20 protein-coding genes, 1 tRNA gene and 1 other RNA gene are annotated in these 22,471 nt (G+C 66.2%); 11 read left to right on the forward strand and 11 right to left on the reverse strand.

Annotation, left to right across the window (positions count from 1 at the left end; genetic code table 11):
* The first annotated feature begins 47 nt into the window (after positions 1 to 47).
* The 5 genes from HMPREF1137_RS03030 (at position 48) to aspA (ending at position 4,942) form a co-directional block, all read left to right on the forward strand.
* Positions 48 to 1,856, forward strand: a complete 1,809-nt coding sequence (locus tag HMPREF1137_RS03030; protein WP_007588791.1) for a proline--tRNA ligase — start codon at positions 48 to 50, stop codon at positions 1,854 to 1,856.
* Position 1,857: 1 nt separating this feature from the next.
* Positions 1,858 to 2,349 (forward strand): peptide deformylase, encoded by a 492-nt coding sequence (gene def, locus HMPREF1137_RS03035; RefSeq protein ID WP_007588752.1) that lies wholly within the window; start codon positions 1,858 to 1,860, stop codon positions 2,347 to 2,349.
* Positions 2,350 to 2,519: 170 nt separating this feature from the next.
* Complete coding sequence (locus HMPREF1137_RS03040; RefSeq protein ID WP_034496534.1) at positions 2,520 to 3,023, forward strand: DUF3145 domain-containing protein; 504 nt, start codon at positions 2,520 to 2,522, stop codon at positions 3,021 to 3,023.
* Positions 3,023 to 3,394 (forward strand): phosphopantetheine-binding protein, encoded by a 372-nt coding sequence (locus tag HMPREF1137_RS03045; protein WP_007588801.1) that lies wholly within the window; start codon positions 3,023 to 3,025, stop codon positions 3,392 to 3,394. Before HMPREF1137_RS03040 ends, HMPREF1137_RS03045 begins: the two co-directional genes overlap by 1 nt.
* 135 nt (positions 3,395 to 3,529) lie before the next feature.
* Positions 3,530 to 4,942 (forward strand): aspartate ammonia-lyase, encoded by a 1,413-nt coding sequence (gene aspA, locus HMPREF1137_RS03050; protein ID WP_007588702.1) that lies wholly within the window; start codon positions 3,530 to 3,532, stop codon positions 4,940 to 4,942.
* A 73-nt stretch (positions 4,943 to 5,015) separates the two neighbouring features.
* Here the strand turns inward: aspA and HMPREF1137_RS03055 are convergent, their stop codons facing one another.
* Positions 5,016 to 5,585, reverse strand: coding sequence for a flavin reductase (locus tag HMPREF1137_RS03055; RefSeq protein ID WP_007588754.1), 570 nt, complete (start codon positions 5,583 to 5,585; stop codon positions 5,016 to 5,018).
* Positions 5,586 to 5,735: 150 nt separating this feature from the next.
* Positions 5,736 to 8,483 carry a pyruvate dehydrogenase (acetyl-transferring), homodimeric type gene (gene aceE, locus HMPREF1137_RS03060; protein ID WP_007588793.1) on the reverse strand — a complete coding sequence of 916 codons (2,748 nt, stop codon included), beginning with the start codon at positions 8,481 to 8,483 and terminating at the stop codon, positions 5,736 to 5,738.
* 323 nt (positions 8,484 to 8,806) lie between these two features.
* Between aceE and HMPREF1137_RS03065 the strand changes: the two genes are divergently transcribed.
* Positions 8,807 to 9,208, forward strand: coding sequence for a DUF3052 domain-containing protein (locus tag HMPREF1137_RS03065; protein ID WP_034496539.1), 402 nt, complete (start codon positions 8,807 to 8,809; stop codon positions 9,206 to 9,208).
* A gap of 102 nt (positions 9,209 to 9,310) precedes the next feature.
* Positions 9,311 to 9,384: transfer RNA gene (locus tag HMPREF1137_RS03070), tRNA-Val, on the forward strand.
* A gap of 72 nt (positions 9,385 to 9,456) precedes the next feature.
* Here HMPREF1137_RS03070 and HMPREF1137_RS03075 read toward each other — a convergent pair.
* From HMPREF1137_RS03075 to lipB, 4 genes are all read right to left on the reverse strand, one after another.
* Complete coding sequence (locus tag HMPREF1137_RS03075) at positions 9,457 to 10,824, reverse strand: NAD(P)/FAD-dependent oxidoreductase (protein WP_007588813.1); 1,368 nt, start codon at positions 10,822 to 10,824, stop codon at positions 9,457 to 9,459.
* A gap of 88 nt (positions 10,825 to 10,912) precedes the next feature.
* Positions 10,913 to 12,397 carry a class I adenylate-forming enzyme family protein gene (locus HMPREF1137_RS03080; protein ID WP_007588776.1) on the reverse strand — a complete coding sequence of 495 codons (1,485 nt, stop codon included), beginning with the start codon at positions 12,395 to 12,397 and terminating at the stop codon, positions 10,913 to 10,915.
* Positions 12,394 to 13,458: a lipoyl synthase gene (lipA, locus tag HMPREF1137_RS03085; protein ID WP_007588729.1), complete on the reverse strand. Its 1,065-nt coding sequence runs from the start codon at positions 13,456 to 13,458 to the stop codon at positions 12,394 to 12,396. The genes HMPREF1137_RS03080 and lipA overlap by 4 nt, the downstream gene beginning before the upstream one ends.
* A complete protein-coding gene (gene lipB, locus HMPREF1137_RS03090; protein ID WP_007588716.1) occupies positions 13,455 to 14,132 on the reverse strand; it encodes a lipoyl(octanoyl) transferase LipB in 678 nt (225 codons plus the stop codon). The genes lipA and lipB overlap by 4 nt, the downstream gene beginning before the upstream one ends.
* Before the next feature lie 60 nt (positions 14,133 to 14,192).
* On the opposite strand from lipB, the gene HMPREF1137_RS03095 reads away from it, so the two are divergent.
* Together HMPREF1137_RS03095 and HMPREF1137_RS03100 are read left to right on the forward strand one after the other, a co-directional pair.
* Complete coding sequence (locus tag HMPREF1137_RS03095; protein ID WP_155835397.1) at positions 14,193 to 15,107, forward strand: Nif3-like dinuclear metal center hexameric protein; 915 nt, start codon at positions 14,193 to 14,195, stop codon at positions 15,105 to 15,107.
* Positions 15,104 to 15,847, forward strand: coding sequence for a zinc ribbon domain-containing protein (locus tag HMPREF1137_RS03100; protein WP_007588775.1), 744 nt, complete (start codon positions 15,104 to 15,106; stop codon positions 15,845 to 15,847). Before HMPREF1137_RS03095 ends, HMPREF1137_RS03100 begins: the two co-directional genes overlap by 4 nt.
* Positions 15,848 to 15,850: 3 nt before the next feature.
* Here the strand turns inward: HMPREF1137_RS03100 and HMPREF1137_RS03105 are convergent, their stop codons facing one another.
* Together HMPREF1137_RS03105 and HMPREF1137_RS03110 are read right to left on the reverse strand one after the other, a co-directional pair.
* Positions 15,851 to 17,188 carry an alpha-L-fucosidase gene (locus tag HMPREF1137_RS03105; protein ID WP_007588699.1) on the reverse strand — a complete coding sequence of 446 codons (1,338 nt, stop codon included), beginning with the start codon at positions 17,186 to 17,188 and terminating at the stop codon, positions 15,851 to 15,853.
* A gap of 79 nt (positions 17,189 to 17,267) precedes the next feature.
* Positions 17,268 to 18,080 carry a YaaA family protein gene (locus HMPREF1137_RS03110; protein WP_007588810.1) on the reverse strand — a complete coding sequence of 271 codons (813 nt, stop codon included), beginning with the start codon at positions 18,078 to 18,080 and terminating at the stop codon, positions 17,268 to 17,270.
* 52 nt (positions 18,081 to 18,132) lie between these two features.
* On the opposite strand from HMPREF1137_RS03110, the gene rnpB reads away from it, so the two are divergent.
* An RNA gene (rnpB, locus tag HMPREF1137_RS09750) (RNase P RNA component class A) lies at positions 18,133 to 18,496 on the forward strand.
* A 53-nt stretch (positions 18,497 to 18,549) separates the two neighbouring features.
* On the opposite strand, the gene ppgK is transcribed toward rnpB, so the two are convergent.
* The 3 genes from ppgK to panB all read right to left on the reverse strand — a co-directional run bounded on the left by ppgK (position 18,550) and on the right by panB (position 21,215).
* A complete protein-coding gene (ppgK, locus tag HMPREF1137_RS03115) occupies positions 18,550 to 19,302 on the reverse strand; it encodes a polyphosphate--glucose phosphotransferase (RefSeq protein WP_007588696.1) in 753 nt (250 codons plus the stop codon).
* A gap of 139 nt (positions 19,303 to 19,441) precedes the next feature.
* The gene (gene map, locus HMPREF1137_RS03120; RefSeq protein WP_007588779.1) at positions 19,442 to 20,326 is read right to left on the reverse strand and encodes a type I methionyl aminopeptidase; all 885 of its coding nucleotides are present in this window, start codon (positions 20,324 to 20,326) and stop codon (positions 19,442 to 19,444) included.
* A gap of 28 nt (positions 20,327 to 20,354) precedes the next feature.
* Entirely contained in the window at positions 20,355 to 21,215 is an 861-nt protein-coding gene (gene panB / locus HMPREF1137_RS03125; protein WP_007588727.1) for a 3-methyl-2-oxobutanoate hydroxymethyltransferase, read from the reverse strand.
* Positions 21,216 to 21,385: 170 nt separating this feature from the next.
* On the opposite strand from panB, the gene pheS reads away from it, so the two are divergent.
* Positions 21,386 to 22,471 (forward strand): phenylalanine--tRNA ligase subunit alpha, encoded by a 1,086-nt coding sequence (gene pheS / locus HMPREF1137_RS03130; protein WP_007588724.1) that lies wholly within the window; start codon positions 21,386 to 21,388, stop codon positions 22,469 to 22,471.

The raw sequence follows: 22,471 nt of genomic DNA on the forward strand, positions 1-22,471 counted from the left end.
GGCTGTGCCGGTGGCCCCGGGCCCTGTGCGTGCCGTACTCTTGGAGCATGCTTCGAAATCTCTCGACTTTCTTCCTGCGAACCCTGCGTGAAGACCCGGCCGACGCCGAGGTCAATTCGCACAAGCTTCTGGTGCGTGCCGGCTATATCCGCCGCTCCGCACCCGGCATCTACACGTGGCTGCCCCTCGGTCTGCGGACCCTGCGCAAGATCGAGGACATCGTCCGCGAGGAGATGGACGCGATGGGCGCTCAGGAAGTTCACTTCCCGGGCCTAATCCCCGCAGAACCCTACAAGGCCACGAACCGCTGGGAAGAGTACGGCCCGACGCTGTTCAAGCTCAACGACCGTAAGGGCGGCGACTACCTTCTGGCCCCCACGCACGAGGAAATGTTCACCCTGCTGGTGAAGGACATGTACTCCTCGTACAAGGACCTGCCCGCCACGCTGTATCAGATTCAGACGAAGTACCGCGACGAGGCTCGTCCGCGCGCCGGCCTGATCCGCGGCCGCGAGTTCGTGATGAAGGACGCCTACTCCTTCGACATTGACGACGAGGGCCTGAACGCCTCCTACCAGGCCGAGCGTGACACCTACGAGCGCATCTTCCAGCGCCTGGGCCTGCGCTACGTCATCGTCTCCGCGATGAGCGGCGCGATGGGCGGCTCGCGCTCCGAGGAGTTCCTGCACCCCTCACCGATCGGCGAGGACACCTTCGTGGCGTCCCCGGGTGGCTACGCCGCCAACGCCGAGGCTGTGACCACCCCCGTGCCCGAGGCTCAGGATGCGTCCGGCGTGCCCGCGCCCCTCGAGGTGCCCACCCCCGACGCTCCGACGATCGAGTCGCTCGTTGACCTGCTCAACGAGCAGTACCCGCGCGAGGACCGCCCCTGGACCGCCGCCGACACGCTGAAGAACGTCGTCGTCACACTGACGCATCCGGATGGCGAGCGCGAGCTCCTCGTGGTGGGCATCCCCGGCGACCGCGATATCGACATGAAGCGTCTCGAGGCCTCCGTGGCCCCCGCCGAGGTCGAGATGGCGTCGGATTCCGACTTTGAGCCGCACCCCGAGCTGGTGCGCGGCTACATCGGCCCCACGGTTCTCGGACCGAACTCGCCCAAGCGCGTCGTGGACGAGGACGGCAACGCCTCCGGTTCCGTGCGCTACCTGGTGGACCCGCGTGTCGTCGAGGGTACCGCCTGGGTGACAGGCGCGAACGCCGAGCAGCGTCACGTCCTCAACCTCGTCATGGGTCGCGACTTCACCGCCGACGGCACGATCGAGGCCGCAGAGGTGCGCGAGGGCGACCTGGCGCCCGACGGCTCGGGCCCCCTCCACCTGGAGCGCGGCATTGAGATCGGCCACATCTTCCAGCTGGGCCGCAAGTACGCCAAGGCCCTGGGCCTCACCGTCCTCGACGAGAACGGCAAGACCCAGGTCGTCACCATGGGCTCGTACGGCATCGGTGTTACCCGCGTGATGGCAGCGCTGGCCGAGGCCAACTGCGACGACAAGGGCCTGAGCTGGCCCGCACAGATCGCTCCCTTCGATGTGCACGTCCTGGCCACCGGCAAGGGCGACGAGGTCTTCGAGACCGCGCAGTCACTGGGCGAGCAGCTCGACGCGGTCGGCCTGGACGTTCTCGTCGACGATCGCCGTAAGGTGAGCGCCGGCGTGAAGTTCAAGGACTACGAGCTCGTGGGCGTGCCCTTCGGCCTGGTTGTCGGTCGTTCGCTGGCCGACGGCGAGGTGGAGATCCGCGTGCGTGCCACCGGTGAGACCATCGTCGTGCCCGTTGAGGAAGCCGTCGCGCGCCTGCGCGAGCTCCACGCTGCAGCCCTGAAGGGGGAGTGACATGGCTATTCGTCCCATCCGCATCATCGGTGACCCCGTCCTGCGTACCGTCTGCGATCCCATCACGGAGATCACGCCGAACGTGAAGGCACTCGTGGAGGACCTGCTCGAGGGCGTCGACATGGACGGCCGTGCCGGCCTGGCCGCCAACCAGATCGGCGTCAGCCTGCGCGCGTTCTCCTGGAACATCGACGGCGAGATCGGCTACGTGCTGAACCCCCGCATCGTCGCGCTGAGCGAAGACGAGTACCAGGACGGCGACGAGGGGTGCCTGTCGGTGCCCGAGCTGTGGTATCCGACCGAGCGCGCCTGGTACGCGCGCTGCGAGGGCACGGACCTGGACGGCAAGAAGGTCGTCGTCGAGGGCGAGGAGCTCATGGCGCGCTGCATCCAGCACGAGTGCGACCACCTTGACGGCCACATCTACATCGACCGTCTTGATCGCCCGACCCGCAAGAAGGCGCTGCGCGACATCCGCAACGCTGGCTTCTGAGCATCTGGCCACATGCAGGCGTGGACGCGCCGGGGAATGGAGTGCATTCCCAGGCGCGTTCGACTATCCTGTAACCACATCGTGTGCGCCGTCTCGGCGCAGATCATTGCGACTCACGGCAGTTTAGGGCGTAGGGGAAGACGATCCTGACAAAGCCAACAGGAGGAACAATGAGAGGGTCATACACCCGCGGTGTACTTTTCGTGCACTCAACACCGCCCGCTCTGTGCCCGCACATCGAGTGGGCGCTGGGCACCGCGCTCGGCCAGGAGGTTCACCTCCAGTGGTCGGACCAGGAAGCGGCGCCGGGCATGGTTCGCTGCGAGTTCTCGTGGGTCGGACCGACCGGCTCGGGCGCCCGTTTGGCGTCCGCTCTGCGCGGTTGGGAGCACCTGCGTTACGAGGTGACGGAGGAGGCAACGGCCTCGAGCGACGGTGGCCGCTGGTGCCACACGCCCTCCCTCGGTATCTTCCACTCCCAGATGGACACCATCGGCAACGTCGTTGTGCCCGAGGACCGCATCCGTGCGGCCCTGGAGTCCGCCACGACGTACGAGGAGCTGCGCGAGGGTCTTGATCTGGCTCTCGGCCAGGCCTGGGATGACGAACTGGAATCCTTCCGCCACGCGGGCGCTGGTGCACCCGTGCGCTGGCTCAATAACCGGGTCGGCTGATGGGCTCCATCGCCGACCTGCTCGGTGACCAGCTGCGTGCAGGCTTAGCGCAGCTGGTCGACTCCGATGCGTCCGACGAGGCGCCCGACGCGGCCCCTGCCTCGTCCGAAAGCGCCGCTGAGACCGCCCAGGACCGCGCCCGGGAGGCCGCGATGGAGGCCGTGCTCGACGAGGCGGACCTCGATCCCGCAGACGCGCGCGGAGAGCTCACGCTGCGCGGCGATCTGGATATGGACGACGTGTCCCTCTACGCCGTCGTCGCGCGCGTGGAACGCGAGGCGAAGGTGACGCTGAATGACGCTCAGGTCGAGGAATGGGTGACGCTCGCGGACCTGCTTGACGCCGTTTCTGACGCCGCGTCCAATCACTAGCGAAAGGCCGTGCCAGCGGAGCTTCAACGACGCTTCCAATGTTCGTAAAGTGCCGGAATTTCGGGCCTACAGGGCCTACCATGGAGGCGCACCTGCCGGAATGAACCGGCGGGCGAACAGACGGAAGGAACAACGTTGACCCGCACCGAAGAAGATCTGCTCGGCACCCGCGAAGTACCCGAGGACGCGTACTGGGGCATTCATACGCTGCGAGCAATCGAGAACTATCAGATCTCGGGTCACACGATCAATGAAGCACCCGAACTCATCCGCGCGTTCGCGCAGGTGAAGAAGGCGTGCGCCATGGCGAACATGCAGCTGAAGGCCATGAAGCCGGCCAAGGCCGAGGCGATCATCGCAGCCTGCGACGAGATCATCGAAAACGGCCGTTGCATGGACCAGTTCCCCGTCGACCAGTTCCAGGGTGGTGCCGGCACCTCCGTCAACATGAATGCGAACGAGGTCATCGCGAACCTGGCGCTCGAGATCCTGGGGGAGGAGAAGGGCCGCTACGACATCATCAACCCCAACGATCACGTCAACCGCTCCCAGTCGACGAACGACGCCTACCCGACGGCGTTCCGCATCGCCCTGTGGCGCAAGGTGAACCGGCTGCGCAAGGCCATCGACGAGCTCGCCGACTCTTTCGATGAGAAGGGCGCCGAGTTCCGCCACATTCTGACGATGGGCCGCACGCAGCTCCAGGATGCCGTTCCGATGTCGCTGGGCAGCGAGTTCTCCGCCTTCGCGCACACGCTGCGCGAGGAGGATGAGCGCCTCGTCAACAACGCCGAGCTGCTCCTGGAGACGAACCTCGGTGCGACCGCGATCGGCACCGGCCTGAACACCCCGGACGGCTACCAGCAGGTCGTCGTGCGCCACCTGCGCCGCATCACGGGTGCGCGCGTCGTCGGCTCGCCGAACCTTCTCGAAGCGACGTCGGATACCGGTGCGTACGTGTCCATGCACGCCACGATCAAGCGCAGCGCCGTCAAGCTGTCCAAGGTCTGCAACGACCTGCGCCTGCTCGCTTCCGGTCCCCGCGCCGGCCTCAATGAGATCAACCTGCCGAAGATGGCCGCGGGTTCGTCGATCATGCCGGCCAAGGTCAACCCTGTCATCCCCGAGGTCGTCAACCAGGTGTGCTTCAAGGTCATCGGCAACGACCAGACCGTCACCATGGCGGCCGAGGCGGGCCAGCTTCAGCTCAACGTCATGGAGCCCGTGATCGCGCAGGCGCTCATCGAGTCCATCAACCTCCTCGTGAATGCCTGCGATACGCTGCGCGAGCGCTGCATCACCGGCATCACCGCCAACGAAGAGGTGTGCCGCGGCTACGTGGAGAACTCGATCGGCATCGTCACGTACTTCAACGACGTGATCGGCCACCACCTGGGCGACGTCGTGGGTAAGCGCGCCGCGGCCGAGGGTAAGACGGTCCGCGAGGTCATCCACGACATGGAGCTCCTGTCGGAGGAAGAGGTCGAGCGCATCCTCTCGCCCGAGAACCTCGCGAACCCGAAGTACGCGGGCACCGAGGAAGACTGAGCGCCTGAAGCTCGCTAACGACGAGGCCGGGGACCCCGCGTGGGGCCCCGGCCTTCGTTGTGGGCTGGCTCCGCTAGGGGAGTAGAGACTCCTTGAAGGAGCGCACGAAAGTGCCAAAACGCTCCACCCTGTCCGAGAAATATCGGTAGATGCGCCTGCGAGCGTCGCCCACGTACTCCACGGTGCGCAGGTCCTCGTAGCGGAAGTGACCGCGGTCATCGATGAGCGCGGAGTCGACCAGACGCTGAGTGATCTCGCAGCGGAAGTGTGTGTAAGTGCCGTCGTCCGTGGCCTCCAGGACACGGCACAGCAGGCTCATCTGGGAGCCGTCGAGTACGGGGATGCCATCGTGATCGCTTGACGGCACGTGCGCGTCGCGGAGCTTGTCGCCGCCCGAGACTGTTCCCGCGTATTCAAAGAGTCCCATGGCCTCGGCGCCGAACAGATTGAGGGAACAGACGCCGGAGCGCTTGATCGAGTGGGCGGCATGCGTGGTGGAGTCGCAGCCGATCATGACCATCTGGCCCAGCGAGTAGGAGGACGATCCCGTCGTGATGCCGACGCCGACGGCCTCATCCGGGTAGGCGAGGATGTAGACGGGGAAGCCGTAGTAGAACTTCTCGGTTTCGTAGGGAACGTGCATGGGTCTATTGTCTGCCGGATACGGCGGGCAGGCAGTGCTGATCCCATTGCTTGGCCCAAACGACGAGGCCGGGGTGCCCGCGTGGGGATCCCCGGCCTCGTTCTCATGACCGCTGGGCGCCGCGATGGAGGAGCGCGGGCCTAGCGACGATCACTCCTCGCCAGCGTGGTCGTTGCCCTGGATCGAGTAGTTGAACAGGTCGTACTTCTCGATCGCCTGCTGGACGACGGACGGGTCGATCTGACCCTTGTCAGCCAGGGCAGCCAGCGTGCGCACGACCATCGACTCGGCGTCGATGTGGTACCAGCGACGCGCCGCACGACGGGTGTCGGAGAAGCCGAAGCCATCCGCTCCGAGCACGTGGTAGTCGCCGGGGACCCACTGACGGATCTGGTCGGGCAGCATGCGGTCGAAGTCGGAGGAGGCCACGAACGGACCCTCGCGACCCGCGAGCTTCGTCGACACGTAGGGCGTGCGGCGGGGCTCGGATGGGTGCAGGAAGTTGTGCTCCTCGGCATCCAGGCCGTCGCGACGCAGCTCGTTCCACGAGGTCACGGACCACACGGCGGCGTCCACGCCCCAGTCGCGGGCGAGCAGCTCGCGGGCCTCGCGCGCCCACGGCACGCCGACGCCGGAGGCGAGCAGCTGAGCCTTGGGGCCGCCGAAGTTCTGGTGCTCATCGAGGTTGTAGATGCCCTTGATGATGCCCTCGACGTCCACGTTCTCGGGCTCGGCCGGCTGGTGGATCGGCTCGTTGTACACGGTGATGTAGTACATGACGTTCGGATCGCGGTCGCCCGCGTCGCCGTACATGCGCTCCAGGCCGTCCGCCATGATGTGGCGGATTTCGTACGCGTAGGCCGGGTCGTAGGACACGAACGCGTGGTTGGTGGCAGCCAGGACGTGCGAGTGGCCGTCCATGTGCTGCAGGCCCTCACCCGCGAGCGTCGTGCGGCCGGCGGTCGCGCCGATAACGAAGCCCTTGGTCAGCTGGTCGCCCGCGGCCCAGAACTGGTCGCCGGTGCGCTGGAAGCCGAACATCGAGTAGAAGATGTAGATCGGCACCATCGGCAGGTCGTGCGTGGCGTACGCCGTGCCGACGACCTGGAACGCGGCGGAGGAGCCGGCCTCGGTGATGCCCGTGTGCAGGATACGGCCCTGCTCGGACTCACGGTAGGACAGCATCATGTCCGCGTCGACGGGCGTGTAGGACTGGCCGGTCGTGTTGAAGATCTTCGCCGAGGGGAAGATCGCGTCCAGGCCGAAGGTACGGGCCTCGTCGGGGATGATCGGCACGAAGTACTTGCCGACCTCCTTGTCCTTGAGCAGGTCCTTGATGAGACGCACGAGAGCCATGGTCGTGGCGACCTCAAGCTTGCCGGAACCCTTGGACAGCGCCTCGAAGGGACGCGTGGGCAGGGCGGGGAGCTTCGGCTGACGGTCGGCGCGGCGCTCGGGCACCCAACCGCCGAGGATTTCGCGGCGCTCCTTCATGTACTGCAGGGCCGGGTGATCGGCCGGCGGCATGTAGTACGGGGGCATGTAGGGATCGCGCTCGAGTTCCTCGTCAGTGATCGGGATCTGCAGGCGATCGCGCAGCTGCTTGGCGTCCTCGAGCGTCAGCTTCTTCATCTGGTGCGTCGAGTTACGGCCCGCGAAGTGCGTGCCCAGCGCGTAGCCCTTAATCGTGTGCGCGAGAACGACCGTGGGCTGGCCGGTGTGGTCCATGGCGGCCTTGTAGGCGGCGTAGACCTTGCGGTAGTCGTGGCCGCCGCGCTTGAGCTCCCAAAGCTGCTCGTCGGTCCAGTTCTTGACCATTTCCTTGGTGCGCGGGTCGCGGCCGAAGAAGTGCTCACGCACGTAGGCGCCGTCGTTCGCGCGGAAGGTCTGGTAGTCGCCGTCCAGGGTCTCGTTCATGACGTGGACGAGGGCGTCGTCCTTGTCGGCGGCCAGCAGCTGGTCCCAGCCGCGGCCCCAGATGACCTTGATGACGTTCCAGCCGGCGCCCTTGAAGAACGCCTCGAGCTCCTGGATGATCTTGCCGTTGCCGCGCACCGGGCCGTCGAGACGCTGCAGGTTGCAGTTGATGACGAAGGTCAGGTTGTCCAGGCGCTGCTGGGCGGCGAGCTGGAGCATGCCGCGGGACTCAGGCTCGTCCATCTCACCGTCGCCGATGAAGGCCCACGTGTGCTGCTGCGACGTGTCCTTGATGCCGTTCATGTGCAGGTAGCGGTCGAACCAGGCCTGGTAGATGGCCTCGGCGGGACCCAGGCCGAGCGAGACCGTGGGGAACTCCCAGAAGTGCTCGAGCTGGCGCGGGTGCGGGTACGAGGGCAGGCCGTGCTCCGTGGAGACCTGCTGGCGGAAGCCGTCCATCTGCTCTTCGGAGAGACGGCCTTCGAGGAATGCGCGGGCGTAGGGGCCGGGGGAGGCGTGTCCCTGGAAGAACACGTGGTCGCCGCCGCCGGGGTGGTCCTTGCCGCGGAAGAAGTGGTTGAGGCCGACCTCGTAGAGGGTGGCAACCGAGGCGTAGGACGAGATGTGTCCGCCGACCTTGACGCCGGGGCGCTGGGCGCGCGTCACCTGGACGGCGGCGTTCCAGCGAATCCAGCGGCGGTATTCGCGCTCCATGGCTTCGTCGCCGGGGAAGTACGGCTCCTGGTCAACGGGGATGGTGTTGACGTAGGGGGTCGTGTATTCCTGGGGGAGCTGAACGCCGTTGCGGCGTGCTTCGTCCAGCATGTGCAGCAGGATGTAGCGTGCGCGGGGGCCGCCCTTTTCGTTGATGAGCCCGGACAGGGACTCAACCCATTCGGCGGTCTCCTGGGGATCGTTGTCGGGAACCTGAGGAATCAGGCCGTTGACGACGACTGGGTGGGACTCGTGGAGTTGGCTCACGGTGTACCTTCTCGCTTGACTCGGTGCTGCTTGCGCAGCGTGCGTGAGCGGTGTCCTCTGGCGACACCGCACATATCGGGACCATTGTCCCACTAATGGCAGACCTTTGCGAGTGTTTGCCTTGTCGATTCACTATGAGGTGCGTATCACCGGACTGTGGGCGGGTACCGTCGGGTAATTCCCCTGTTCAGACGGGGGAGTGCACGTAGGGGTCTTTTATCGTGGTCCATCCCTTGCGTTCCAGTAGCTCCAATGCCCTAGGATGAAGGCGTGAACGTTGATATGACACTGAGCGCCAGCTCGTTGATGGGCGGTGCTGCGTGATGGCAGTGAGCCTGGGTTTTGCGTCCGATGCGATCGTGCAGGAGTTCTACGTCGATGATGACGTCGATCAGGCCGTGCGCGAAGCGATTGAAGGGGAGACGGGGCATCCGCTCGTTGACGTCGATTACGCGGACGTCGTGGACGGCGCGATCGTCTGGTGGCGCGCGGACGACGCCGAGGAAGAGGACCTCGCGGACGTGCTCGTGGACGCGATGTCGAACCTGGATGACGGCGGCCTGATTTGGGTGCTGATCCCCAAGCCGGGTCGGCCGAATTCTGTGCGGGTTGGCGACGTGGAGGAGGCTGCGGAGATCGCGGGCCTGCACGCGACGACCTCGACGGCGCTGGGGGACAACTGGGCGGGTGTGCGCCTGACCGCGCGTCCGCGTTCGCGCCGCTGATTTCATCCACGAGGCCTGGGCGCGGTAGCGCTGTTCTGTGCTGTGACGCTCAGCCTCGGATGTGACCGTACGCGTCGCTTCTGGTAGATTGGCGCGTGCGTGGGGCCTTTAGCTCAGTTGGCTAGAGCGTCTGGTTTACACCCAGAAGGTCATCGGTTCGAGCCCGGTAGGGCCCACAAACGCCAGGGGCCGGAAGCGATAGCTTCCGGCCCCTCAGTGTTTGCTTCGAGGAGTGTGCGCGACGCGCGTCAGTCCTCTTGAGCCTGCTCCTCGGCGACATCTTCGCCGACGACGAGCTTGCCGGATGCGCCCGCGCCGAGCTGCTCCAGGGCGAGGCGGCCCACCAGCTGCTGGTTGGTGGTCGTGCGCTGGGGGCGTGCGCCCGACAGGAAGCTGAAGAACCAGCTGACCAGCGTGCCCACCTGCGACTTGAAGCCGACGATGTACAGCAGGTGCAGGAAGCACCACGCAACCCACGCGACGAAGCCGGTCAGCTTCGTGTTGCCCATCTTCACGACGGCCTGGAAGCGAGAGATGGTCGCCATCGATCCCTTGTCGTTGTAGACGAACTCGGTGGCCTTGGGCGCGCGGCCCGCCAGGCGAGCGGCGATTGTGTCGGCGGCGAAGCGCGCGGACTGGATCGCGCCCTGCGCGACTCCGGGGACGCCCGGGAAAGCCATCATGTCGCCGAGCACGAAGATTTCGGGGTGGCCGGGCAGGGTGAGGTCCTTGTTGACGGTGACGCGTCCCGCGCGGTCCACCTCGGCGCCTGTGGCCTCACCCAGAGCGCGGCCCAGTGGGCTCGCCGCGACGCCGGCGGCCCACACCTTGCACACGGAATCGATCCGCTCTTCCTCGCCGGACTTGTACTTGAGGGTGACGCCCTCGGAGTCCACGCCGGTGACGAAGGCGTTCATCTTCATCTCGACGCCGAGCTTGGCCAAGGCCTCTTCGGTCTTGCGGCCGAGCTCCTCGCCGAACGGGGGGAGAGGATGCTCCGCGCCGTCCACCAGAATGACGCGCGCCTTGGTCGGGTCGATGTTGCGGAACTCGCCCTTGAGTGTGTGAGAGGCGAGCTCGCGGATCTGTCCGGCCATCTCAACGCCGGTCGGGCCGGCGCCCACGACGACGAAGGTCAGGAGCTTCTCGACCGCAGTCGGGTCGGTCTCGATCTCGGCCAGCTCGAAGGCGCCGAAAATGCGCGCGCGCAGCTCGAGGGCGTCGTCGATGGTCTTCATGCCGGGGGCGAATACTGCGAAGTGGTCATTGCCGAAGTAGGACTGGCCCGCGCCTGCCGCGACGACGAGCGTGTCGTATTCGGTCTGCTCGTGCTTGTTGTGGTTGCGCCACTTGACGACGCGTGCCTCGACGTCGATTTCTTCGACGAGGGCCTGCAGCACGGTGACGTTCTTCTGGCCGCGCAGGATTTCGCGCGTGGTGGGGGCGATGTCGCCCTCGGAGAGGATGCCCGTGGCCACCTGGTACAGCAGGGGCTGGAAGAGGTGGTGCGATGTGCGGGCCAGGATGGTGATGTCGGCGTCGGCGTTTTTCAGTCGACGAGCTGCCGTCAGGCCTGCGAAGCCGGAACCGATGATGACAATGCGGTGGCGGGACATAAGACTCTCCTTCAATTAAGCAAGGCTAATCTTACCTAAATATGGTGTTCGTACTTTGTGAGGTCTGGCGCACCTGGGCTCAGTGTCCTCACGCGTCGAAGAGGCGTGCTGCCGCGACCGGATCGGGCTTGCCCGTCGTCGTGGTCGGGAGCGCTTCGACGACCCGGACGCGACGCACCTTCTCCCACGGTGCCAGGGAATCGCGCAGGGCCTCGGACAATGCGTCGGCGCTTAACGACGAGGCCTGGGCGCGGCCCTGCGGGGAGGCGACGATCAGCGCGGCGACGATCTGCCCCCAGCGCTCGTCCGGCAGGCCCACGACGAGCGCATCAGATACCTCCTCGAGGGACCGCAGGGCGCGTTCGACCGTCGGGGGAGCGACGAGCTCTCCGGCTGTGTTGATCATGCGGTGGGCGCGTCCCACCATGTGCAGCCAGCCGTCCTTGTCTTTCGTTGCCAGGTCGCCTGTACGCAGCCACTTCTTGCCGCTGACGACGCCGGGCCCGCGGACCCAGATCTCGCCCATCTCGTCTGTGTCGGCTTCGCGCTTGTCGGTGGCCATGACGCGCAGGTCCACGTAGGGGAAGGGAACTCCCAGCGATCCGGCTGGAGCTAAAGAATCGGGTGTGGCGACCGTTCCCGCCCCGGAGGTCTCGGTCATGCCCCACACGTGGATGGGCGACAGGCCGACCGCGTTCATCGCCTCCGCGAGGTCCGCCATCATCGCGTCGCCGCCGATGAGGGGGCGCACCCATGACGACAGGTCCCCGCCGCCGCGCTCGTGTTCGTCGAGTATTGCGCGCACGATCGCGGGCACGGCGAACATCATCGTGATCCCGTAGCGCTCGACCGCGTCGATGACGGCGCGCGCGTCGAAGGAGCCCGGGAAACCGAGCGTGACCAGGGTGCCGCCGTGCGTCCACACGTCCATCGACGTGCCGTTGAAGCCGCCGATGTGGCTCGCGGGCGCGCACACGCCCACGACCGACGACGTCGGCGCGTAGTCGAAGCCCTCGCGGAAATTCGTCGATCCCCACCACATGACCTCGTGCGTGAGCTCGACGGGACGCGGGGTGCCCGTGGATCCGGACGTAAACAAGATGGCGGCGAGCTCGGTCCCGCAGCGCGCGGGGGAGTGCCCGATGGGCGCGGCACGATCCGCCCAGGCGGCCAGATCCGTCAACGACGCGACCTGTGCTCCCGCGCCGGACAGGGTAGGAGCGTGGGCGGAAGATGCCTCGTCGAGAAACACCCACGAGACGCCGACCTGCTCGCACATCGAGGCAAGCGTAGCTGAGGGCATACGCGGAGACAGGGGAACCGTGACCGCGTGCAGCCACGAGGCCGCCACGTGGACGACGTAGTGCCACGGAGAGTTCGCCCCGATGACGGCGAGGCGCGTTCCCTCGCCGATACCAGCAGCGTCAAAAGCAGCGGCGAGGCGAGCGACGGTGTGTGCCGCCTCGCGTACGGTCCACTCCTCGCCGGTCGCCGCATCCACCAGGGACAGCCGCTTCGGATGGCGACGCGCCGCCGCGAGGAGCGCTCGTGCGGGCGAATAGTCGGGGATCACGAGGCCGTGGCGGCCTTCGCAGCCAGTGCTGCGTGACGCTCCGAGCGCTCCTTCAGGCGCGCCAGGACGGAGCCGGCCTCCTGCAGCGTCGACCCGGAGTTTTCGATGTGGCGCAGCTGCTCGGGGATCTCGAAGCCGCGGGCGCGCATGCCCTTGGCCCACAGCAGGCCCGCGCGGTACGAGGAACGCACGAGGGGGCCTGCCATGACGCCGGCGAAGCCCAGCTCCTCGGCCTCGGCTGCCAGCTCGACGAACTCCTCGGGGTGGACCCAGCGGTCGATCGGGTGGTGCAGGGGAGAGGGACGCAGGTACTGCGTGAGGGTCAGCAGGTCACAGCCCGACGCGTGCAGGTCGCGCATGGCGGCGCTGATTTCCTCGCGCGTCTCGCCCATGCCCAGAATCAGGTTTGACTTGGTGACCATGCCGCCGTCGTGGGCGCGCTTGATCATTGCGAGCGAGCGGTCGTAGTTGAAGGCGGGGCGGATCTTCTTGAAGATGCGCGGCACCGTTTCGAGGTTGTGCGCGAAGACCTGCGGGCCTGCCTCGATGACCATGTCGATCGACTCGGCCTGACCGCGGAAGTCATCCACGAGGAGCTCCACGCCCGTGCCCGGGTTGAGCTCGTGGATGAGGCGGCAGGTTTCGGCGTAGAGCCACGCGGCGCCGTCGGGCAGATCGTCTCGGGTCACGCCCGTGATCGTCACGTAGCGCAGGTCGAGGTCGCGCACAGACTCAGCGATACGACGCGGCTCATCCTTGTCGTACTCCGTGGGACGGCCCGTCGCGATATCGCAGAAGTCGCAGCGGCGCGTACACAGCGCACCGCCGAGCAGGAAGGTCGCCTCGCGGTCCTGCCAGCACTCGTAGATGTTGGGGCAGCCGGCCTCGGCGCACACCGTGTGCAGGCCCTTCGCGTGGGAGAGCGAGCGCATGTCCTGGTAGTTCTCGCCAGCCTTGGCGGTCGTGCGAATCCACTCGGGCTTCTTCTCGATCGGAGTTTGCGAGTTACGCACCTCGATGCGCAGGAGCTTGCGTCCTTCGGGATCGGGCAGGGTACTCATAGCGTTGACCTCGTCGTGTAGGAAACGGAAGTGGGAGTGGTCGCAAGGCACGGGGAGATGTGCTCCACCATGCGCGGGAGAAGTTCGGATGCAGCGTCGGAGACAGTTGTGTGGATGCCTTCCCACGACAGGGAGGTCACGTCGGCGTCCGTGAGGCCGCAGGGGATAATGCCCTCGAAAGCGTGGGCCGGGTCGATATCGACGTTCAGGGCGATGCCGTGCAGGGTCGCTCCGCGCGCTACCTTCAGGCCGATCGCGCAGATCTTGCGGTCGCGGCGCCCCTTTTCGGTGAGCCACACGCCCGCGCGGCCCTCGACGCGGTGGACGGGCAGGTCCCAGACGTCCCGCACGGTGTCGATCACCGAGGCCTCGACAGCGCGGATCCACTGCACGAGGTCGACGGGCTCGCGCAGGCGAACGATGGGGTAGACGACGACCTGACCGGGGCCGTGCCACGTCGCGGAACCAGCGCGGTCGGTGCGAATTACCGGAATCGTCGTGGAAGGAATGTCCTCGGGCTTCGTATGGCGGCCCGCCGTCCACGTGGGCGTAAATTGAGAAACGATGAGTGTGTCCTCGCCGCCGGCGAGGACCTCCTCGTGCAGGGAGCGCTGAAGCGCGTCAACCTGCGTGTAATCGACCAACCCCTGGTCGAGTAAGCTCAAAATCTGCACGTTGTGATCATAGTCGCGGGCAGGGTCCCTTGCTAGATGGGGGTCCGGTATGCTTGACGCATGCAGTCTTCGTCTCATCCCAATGACCCCACCACCATGGTCGATACGCCCGGAACTCATTGGACTGTTGGCGACGTCATGGCACTCATGGAGTCGTGGTACCCGGCGGCTACGGCGCAGCCCTGGGATCGGGTTGGTCTTATTGTCGGCGACCCTGCCGCGCCCGTGCGTTCGATCCTCCTCGCCCTTGATCCCACGGCGGCCATCGCCGCCCAGGCCGTCGCTGGTCCCGAAGGAGACGGCGCCGCCTACGACATGGTGATCACGCATCACCCCCTTCTGCTGCGCGGCGCGTCCTTCCTGCCTGTGACCGACCCGAAGGGCGGCGTCGTCACGACTCTGATCCGCTCCGGTATCGCCCTGTTCAATGCGCACACCAACGCCGATGTGGCCTGCGACGGCGTTGCGACGGCGCTCGCCGATCTGATCGGTCTGCGCGATACCGTGCCGCTGGAGCCGTGTGGCACCGACGCCGAGGGACACGAGATCGGCCTGGGACGCGTCGGCACCGTCAACGAAACCACGCTCGGCGCCTTCGCTGACCACGTCGCATCCGTGCTGCCTGCGGGCCCCTCCGGTCTCTTCGTCGGTGGCGACGAGACTGCCCCGGTGCAGCGCGTAGCCGTTCTGGGCGGCGCTGGGGATAGCGCGCTCGAAGCGGCGCGCGCCGCCGGAGTTGACGTGTATCTCACGGCGGACCTGCGCCATCACCCCGCCTCCGAGCACCTCGAGGGTGGTGCCCCCGCGCTCCTGTGCGGATCCCACTGGGCGACGGAGTCCCCGTGGCTCCCCGTCCTCGCACGAAAGATTCGCGAGGCCGCCCGCGCCGCCGATGTGGAACTTCGCGTGGAAGTCTCTACGATTGTCACCGAGCCATGGACCAGCCACCGAGTCACCCAGGGAGAACTAGCGTGAAAGCATCGCACACCGACCAGCTCGAGCTTCTCGAGCTCCAGAAGCTCGACCAGAAGGAGTCGGCGCTGCGCCACAAGCGCGATTCTCACCCCGCGCACGCGACGGTTCGCGAGTTCGCCGGACGCGTTGCTGACCTCCAGCGCGCCGCGATCAGCCAGAGCGCCGTCATCGCGGACACGATGCGTGAGGTGACCCGCATCGAAGATGAGATCGCAAAGGTCTCTGAGCGCCGCAAGCGCCAGCAGAGCCGCATCGACAACAACCAGGTGCCGCTGCGGGACATTTCGGCCATGGAACACGAGATCGCCCAGATGGACCGCCGCCTCGCCAAGCTCGAGGACGATCAGGTGGAGGCCGAGGAACGCGTCGAGGCCGCCCGTGCGGCCCAGGACAAGATGAAGGCCGAGGCTCAGGCTATCGCCGCAGACATCGAGGCGCTCAAGGCCCAGTTCGAGGCCGACGTCGCCGATTCCGATGAGGAACTGCGTCGCGTCATCGCAAAACGTCGTGAACTCGCCGATCGTCTGCCCGCGGACCTTCTCGAGGAGTACGAGGACGCGCGCCGCCGCAACGGCGCTCTCGCCGTCATTGAGGTCCGCGATGGCTACGGCATCGGTGTCGCCGCCGACCTGAGCCCGATGGAACTCGAGCGTATTCGCCTGACGCCCGCCGACGAGCTGTACCTGACCGAGGACACGGCACAGATCGTCGTGCGTACGGCGGCGAACACGCCGCGCTGAGGCTCAGGCGCGAACCGCGTAGGCGTCCGCCAGATAGAAGCCCTGCCTGCTCTTCGTGACCGTCACCCGCACCTGGGTGGCGGTCACGGGCTTTTCCAGGGTGACGATGCGGCGGTAGCCGACGCACTGGACACGAGCAATCTCCCGCTCAACGTCGCCGTCGACGCACGCGGTTACCACGGCCTCGTCGATGCGCTGCCCCTGGGAGATGTCCTCCTCGAGGACGATCGCGCCAAGCGCGTGAGGCTCATCAAAGCGCAGGGTCACGACGTCGCCGTCGTCCTCGCGGGACGCCTGGATGCGGCGCGAGCGGAAGTCAGCGATCTTCTCGCCCAGGTGGGCCAAGACCTCGACGTCGGCGTCTGCGATCAGGCCGTCGCGGTTCGGCGGAACATTCAGGAGGAAGGTGGCATTCCCGCCGACCGAGCCCTTCCAGATCGAGAACAGCTCCTCGACGCTGCGCACCTGCGAGTCCTCGACGTCGTGGTGGAACCAGCCCTTGCGCGTTGAGGTATTGACCTCGGCCGGGTACCAGGCGAGGGGACCGGAATAGTCGGCCAACGCCTCGCGCGAGCCCAGATCCTCGTCCCCGGAAGCCACCTGACGAGAGAACTCGCCGTCGTCGGCCTTCTGTGACTTCTCGGCGGTGCGCTCGGCCTCGCGCAGGGATGCCGGAACGACAGACCACTCGTTCGTTCGAACGGAACCGGCCTCGTTGCCGCACCAGCGCACATCCGGGCCGCACACCGAGATGACGGCCTCGGGGGCCAGCGCGCGGACCGTGTCGTAGATACGCTGCCAGTCGTAGACCTGCACCTTGCCGTTGGGACCCTCGCCGCACGCGCCGTCCAGCCACACGGAGAAGACCGGGCCGTAGTGGGTGAGCAGCTCGATGAGCTGGTTGATGTAGAAGTCGTTGTAGGCCTCGCCCTGGCCGTACGTGGGTTCGGTCATGTCCCAGGGGGACAGGTACGCGCCGAACTTGAGGCCGTGACGTGCAGCGGCGTCGGACACCTCGCGCACGAGGTCACCGCGCCCGTCCTTCCACGGCGACGATTCCACGGAGTGCTTCGTGTAGGCCGACGGCCACAGGCAGAACCCGTCGTGGTGCTTGCAGGTCAGGATCACGCCGGTCATGCCGGCGCTGACGAGGGCGCGCATCCACTGATCGACATCGACGTTGCCCGGATTGAACAGGGCGGGATCCTCGTGGCCCTCGCCCCACTCGCGGTCCGTCATCGTGTTCATACCGAAGTGGATGAACGCGTACATCTCCATTTTCTGCCACTGGAGCTGACGGTGGGTGGGCCGAATATTGGCCAGGTAGTCCTCGTTGATCATGCCTATGGTTTCCGCTTGATGGCCGATGTGTCGGCCGGTCCTGCACCCTGCAGGTTCCGGAAAAAGGATAGCCTACCTATCAGTGCGTAACCAACGTTACTGTGCGTGTTGATCCGCCCTTTTTCGTCTGCTTTTCAGGGCCATATTCCACGCCAGTCACGCGGTGTTCGTGTCCCTTCGCGTCACCCAGTGACAGCGAGTACGCGGCCTCCTCCAGGGCCTTTTCCGCCGCCGCCGTTTCCTCTGCCCTGTAGCCGTCACAGGCGAGCAGGAGGCCGGTGATGGCGCCGCGCCAACGCTTCGCATCATGGGAGATGACCGAGCGCTTGCCGTCCGCCTCGCGCTCGACGCGCAGCTCCCAGACGCGCGCCCACGGTGCTTTGCACGCGGCGCGATAGGGTCCGGATCGTCCATCGATAATGATGCGCTCCGATGCCTCAGCGGACAGAGTCTCGTCGAGTCGCGGCGCCCACCAGGTCGACAGGACGCCGAGGTCGGGCAGGGACACGCCCATTGCAAGGCGGTGGTCCGGAATGACGTCGCTGGGGGAGAGGACGCCAAAGAGCCCGGAGAAGATCGATACGTTCGCCGCACCTGCGCTTGTCCAGGCGTTCGGTGCGCACTCCTCAATCGCCTCGTACAGCACTCCGGTAAACAGGGACGAGGCCGGGGCACAGGGGGCGGAATCGAGCGCGGTGTTGACGGACAGGTCGATCCGTGCGCCGACCTTCAGGACGGCTGCTGCTTCGGGGCCGTCTCCGAGAGCCGCGAGCGCGTTGCAGACGGTGCGACGGCTTGTCGCGAGGCTAGCGCGGGATAGTGCGTTGACGTCCAAAGACGGACCCTGTGCGGGCGCGTTCTTTCCCTCCGACGGGGGCAACCAGATCAGCATGGTGACCACCCTATCGCGGGGGCGCGGCCATGCGCGCTATGATCGATGCGGATCTGCCGGCTGGGCGGCCGCGCGCGGAAACGCTCGAGGAACGTCCGGGCTCCACAGGGCAGGGTGATGGCTAACAGCCACCCGGGGTAACCCGCGGGACAGTGCCACAGAAAACAAACCACCGGCGCGTATGCGGCGGTAAGGGTGAAAAGGCGAGGTAAGAGCTCACCAGCGGCGCAGGTGACTGCGTCGGCTAGGTAAACCCCACCCGGAGCAAGACCGAGCAGCAGGCAGGGCGGCCCGTCCAATGCCTGCGGGTAGGTTGCTGGAGGCCGTCGGTAACGACGGTCCTAGATAGATGGTCGCCACCGCACGACCGGTAACGGCGTGCGTGACAGAACCCGGCGTATAGGCCGACAGATGCCAGAAGGACCCCGACTCGCGTCGGGGTCCTTCTGCGTGCTCGGTGCGTCCGCGATCAGGCGCTGTGCTGCGCCGCGTAGTAGGCGGCACCGACGATGCCGGCGGTGTTGAGAAGCTTCGCGGGGATCATCGGGGTCTTCAGATCCAGGAGCGGCATGAACTTCTCGTGGTTCTCAGACACGCCGCCACCGACCACGAAGAGGTCGGGGTTGAGCAGGAACTCGACGTGGCTGTAGTAGCGCTGGAGGCGCTGCGCCCACTGCTCCCAGTTCAGGCCCTGGAGGGTCTTCTGGCCCGAGGAGGCGTTCTTCTCCGCATCGGTGCCGTCGATCTCGAGGTGGCCGAGCTCGGTGTTGGTGAGGAGAGTGCCGTTGACGATAATCGCCGAGCCGATTCCGGTGCCCTGGGTGGTGAACACGATGACGCCGTCGCGGCCCTTGGCTGCGCCGAATGCGACCTCGGCGATACCCGCCGCGTCCGCGTCGTTTAGTGCGACGACAGCGCGTCCCAGGTAGCGCTCCATCAGCTCGTCGACATTGACGTTGACCCACGACTGGTCGAGATTCGCCATGTAGGGGATGACGCCGTCAAAGACGGGGGCGGGGAAGGTGACGCCGATCGGAACGCCGATTGTGACGCCGAGCTGATCGATGACCTCGCGGCACACCGCTGCGACAGCGTCGGGCGTCGCGGGGGTGGGGGTGGGAATTCGAACCTGATCGCCGATGTACTCGCCGGTTTCCAGATCAACGAGCGCGCCCTTGACGCCCGATCCGCCGATATCGATGCCGCATGCGACCTGAGCCATGACCCCTCCTCGGGTAATGAAATCCTGTTGTCGGCGGGCCCCTGAAGCCCGCCGTACCCGAATTGTATGGGATGTCACGACTAATAGCGAAACCCGCCTCAGACTGTGAGAGTCGAAGGCGGGCCTCGAAGAATCAGCGTCACGGAAGGGTGAGAATTTCAGCCCCATCCTCGGTGACGACGATCGTGTGCTCGAACTGGGCCGTGCGCGAACGATCGGCGGTGACGATCGTCCAGTCGTCGTCCCACTGCTCCCACTCGATCGTGCCGAGGGTGAGCATCGGCTCGATCGTGAAGACCATGCCGGGCTCCATGACCGTGTCGTAGGCCGGGGCTGCGTCGTAGTGGGGGATGATCAGGCCGGAGTGGAAGGCCTCGCCGACGCCGTGTCCGGTGTAGTCGCGCACCACGCCGTAGTCGAAGCGCTTCGCGTAGGCCTCGATGACGCGACCGATGACGTTGATCTCGCGGCCGGGCCCGACGGCCTTGATGCCTCGCATCATCGCGTTCTTCGTGCGCTCGATGAGCAGGTGTGACTCCTCGTCGACGGTGCCAACCTCGAACATCGCGCACGTGTCGCCGTGCACGCCGTCCTTGTAGGCGGTGATGTCGATGTTGATGATGTCGCCGTCTTCGAGCGGACGGTTGTCGGGAATGCCGTGGCAGATGACCTCATTGATGGAGGTGCAGATGGACTTGGGGAAGCCCATGTAGCCCAGGCATGAGGGGTAGGCGTCGTGCGCGATGAGGAACTCGTGGCCGATGCGGTCGAGTTCCTCGGTGGTGACGCCGGGTGCGATGGCCGCGCCGACGGCCTCGATGGCGCCCGCCGCGATACGTCCGGCCTCGCGGATCTTCGCGATAGTCTCGGGGCTCTTGATCTCCGAGGCGGTGACGCGCTCGGGGCCGTCGTGGAACATGTATTCGGGGCGCTCGATGTGCTCGGGGACCGCGCGCATCGGTGAGACGCGTCCCGGCTTCAAAGTGCCCAGCGGGGCGCGGCGAGCGAGTGCGGATGCTTCCATGGGGTGTTCCTCCTGCGGTCGGGTGGCGTCAGTCGTTCTTGTAGTTGTCGGGTCCGGGGAAGGAGCGCTCGCGCACGGCCTCCACGTAGTCGGACGCAGCCTCGCGGAGGGCCGCTCCGAGCTGGCCGAACGTGCGCACGAACGACGGCGTCCAGTCGGAGTAGCCCGCCATGTCGGACCAGACGAGAACCTGGCCGTCCGTGTTGGGACCAGCGCCAATACCGATCGTTGCGATTGAGAGCGTCTGAGTGAGTTCCGTGGCGATAGAAGCGGGCACCATCTCGAAGACGACGGCGAAGGCGCCGGCCTTCTCGACGGCCTCGGCGTCTTGGCGAAGCGCATCGGCGCCGGCTCCACGGCCCTGCATGCGGGGCCCGCCCAAGGTGTTTTCCGACTGGGGCGTGTAGCCCAGGTGTGCGCACACGGGGATGCCGGCCGAGACGAGGCCCGCAATGATGTGGGCGCGGCTCTGCCCGCCCTCAAGCTTCACCGCGTGTGCCCCGGCCTTCATGAGGCGAGTTGCGGAGGCAAAAGCGTGCTCGACCGTGTCCTCGTAGGTGCCGAAGGGCAGATCGGCGACGATCATGGCGCGCGAGGTCGAGCGAGCGACGGCGGCGGTGGCGCGCTCCATGTCCTCCAGGGTCACGGGCAGTGTCGAAGAGTGGCCGAGAATCACGTTGCCGAGCGAATCGCCAACGAGCAGCATGTCAACGCCCGCTGCCTCGAGAATGGGCGCAGTGAGCGCATCGTAGGCGGTGAGCATCGTGAGGGGAATGCCCTCGGCCTTGGCGCGCGCGATGTGCTGGATACGCACACGCTTGGCAGAAAAGAGGGCGGGCGCCTGGGACGAGGCCGTGGCCGCGTTCTCCGGTTGCGTGATGTGAGACACGGGATTCCTTCGGTGAGCTGTTGGAGCGCGCGAGAGCGCATTCACGTCTTACAGGGTAGCGCGCCCGTGGATCCGGTGAGCTGTGAGGATAGGCGAACGGGTAGGATAGTGGGCGGTGCGCGTCATGCGCGCAGTAATGACCCCAGATGGAAAGAAGAAGGAAGCAGGACATGGCTGGCAATGCCCCTGACCTTGATCCTCTTGACGAGGCAGCCGTCAATGCCGTTCGCGAGGCCGGCCTCGCCGATATCGAAGCCGCGGATTCACTCGACGCTCTCAAGGCCGTCCGAGCTGCGATCCTCGGTGATCAGGCACCCCTTGTCACGGCGAATCGCACGATCGGCTCACTCGAACCCGCGCAGCGCGGTCTCGCCGGTAAGAACCTTGGACAGGCGCGCAAGGCTTTGACTGACGCGCTCGAGGCGCGCAAGGCCGTTCTCGCCGCTGAGCATGAGGCTCGTATGCTGGTCGAGGAGTCCGTGGACGTGACGCTGCCGACTGCGCGTCGCGCGGTGGGAGCTCGCCACCCCCTCGAGACCCTGATGGAAGAGGTTGCCGACTTCTTCGTGGCGATGGGCTGGGATATCGCCGAGGGGCCGGAGATCGAGCACGAGTGGTTCAACTTCGACTCGCTGAACTTCGACATCGATCACCCCGCTCGCCAGATGCAGGACACGCTCTACATCGACGGCCGTAGTGTCGGCGCCGAGACCGAGGACGGTGCGCACCTGGTGATGCGCACGCACACCTCTCCGGTCCAGTCGCATGCGATGCTGTCGCGCGGCGTGCCGCTCTACGTGGCGTGCCCCGGCAAGGTCTTCCGCTCCGATGCGCTCGACGCGACCCACACGCCGGTGTTCCACCAGGTGGAGGGCCTCGCCGTCGATAAGGGCCTGACGATGGCTCACCTGAAGGGCGTTCTCGACCACTTTGCCAAGGCCATGTTCGGTCCTGAGGCGAAGACCCGTCTGCGTCCCTCGTACTTCCCGTTCACCGAGCCCAGCGCCGAGATGGACCTGTGGTTCCCACAGAAGAAGGGCGGCCCCGGCTGGATTGAGTGGGGTGGCTGCGGCATGGTCAACCCGAACGTGCTGCGCGCCAACGGCATCGATCCCGAGGTCTACTCGGGCTTCGCGTTCGGCATGGGCATCGAGCGCACGCTGATGCTGCGTCACGGCATCGCCGACATGCATGACATCGTTGAGGGAGACGTTCGTTTCTCCCAGCAGTTCGGAGTGAATGGAAGGGGTAACTGA

It is taken from the genome of Actinomyces sp. ICM39, assembly GCF_000282935.1.
Lineage (GTDB): Bacteria > Actinomycetota > Actinomycetes > Actinomycetales > Actinomycetaceae > Pauljensenia > Pauljensenia odontolytica_B.

Excerpts from the sequence above, each read along its gene's own strand:
- HMPREF1137_RS03030 (WP_007588791.1), top strand. The coding sequence starts at position 48 with ATGCTTCGAAATCTCTCGACTTTCTTCCTGCGAACCCTGCGTGAAGAC.
- def (WP_007588752.1), top strand. The coding sequence starts at position 1,858 with ATGGCTATTCGTCCCATCCGCATCATCGGTGACCCCGTCCTGCGTACC.
- HMPREF1137_RS03040 (WP_034496534.1), top strand. The coding sequence starts at position 2,520 with ATGAGAGGGTCATACACCCGCGGTGTACTTTTCGTGCACTCAACACCG.
- HMPREF1137_RS03045 (WP_007588801.1), top strand. The coding sequence starts at position 3,023 with ATGGGCTCCATCGCCGACCTGCTCGGTGACCAGCTGCGTGCAGGCTTA.
- HMPREF1137_RS03055 (WP_007588754.1), bottom strand. The coding sequence starts at position 5,585 with ATGCACGTTCCCTACGAAACCGAGAAGTTCTACTACGGCTTCCCCGTC.
- HMPREF1137_RS03065 (WP_034496539.1), top strand. The coding sequence starts at position 8,807 with ATGGCAGTGAGCCTGGGTTTTGCGTCCGATGCGATCGTGCAGGAGTTC.
- HMPREF1137_RS03075 (WP_007588813.1), bottom strand. The coding sequence starts at position 10,824 with ATGTCCCGCCACCGCATTGTCATCATCGGTTCCGGCTTCGCAGGCCTG.
- lipA (WP_007588729.1), bottom strand. The coding sequence starts at position 13,458 with ATGAGTACCCTGCCCGATCCCGAAGGACGCAAGCTCCTGCGCATCGAG.
- HMPREF1137_RS03095 (WP_155835397.1), top strand. The coding sequence starts at position 14,193 with ATGCAGTCTTCGTCTCATCCCAATGACCCCACCACCATGGTCGATACG.
- HMPREF1137_RS03105 (WP_007588699.1), bottom strand. The coding sequence starts at position 17,188 with ATGATCAACGAGGACTACCTGGCCAATATTCGGCCCACCCACCGTCAG.
- HMPREF1137_RS03110 (WP_007588810.1), bottom strand. The coding sequence starts at position 18,080 with ATGCTGATCTGGTTGCCCCCGTCGGAGGGAAAGAACGCGCCCGCACAG.
- ppgK (WP_007588696.1), bottom strand. The coding sequence starts at position 19,302 with ATGGCTCAGGTCGCATGCGGCATCGATATCGGCGGATCGGGCGTCAAG.
- map (WP_007588779.1), bottom strand. The coding sequence starts at position 20,326 with ATGGAAGCATCCGCACTCGCTCGCCGCGCCCCGCTGGGCACTTTGAAG.
- pheS (WP_007588724.1), top strand. The coding sequence starts at position 21,386 with ATGGCTGGCAATGCCCCTGACCTTGATCCTCTTGACGAGGCAGCCGTC.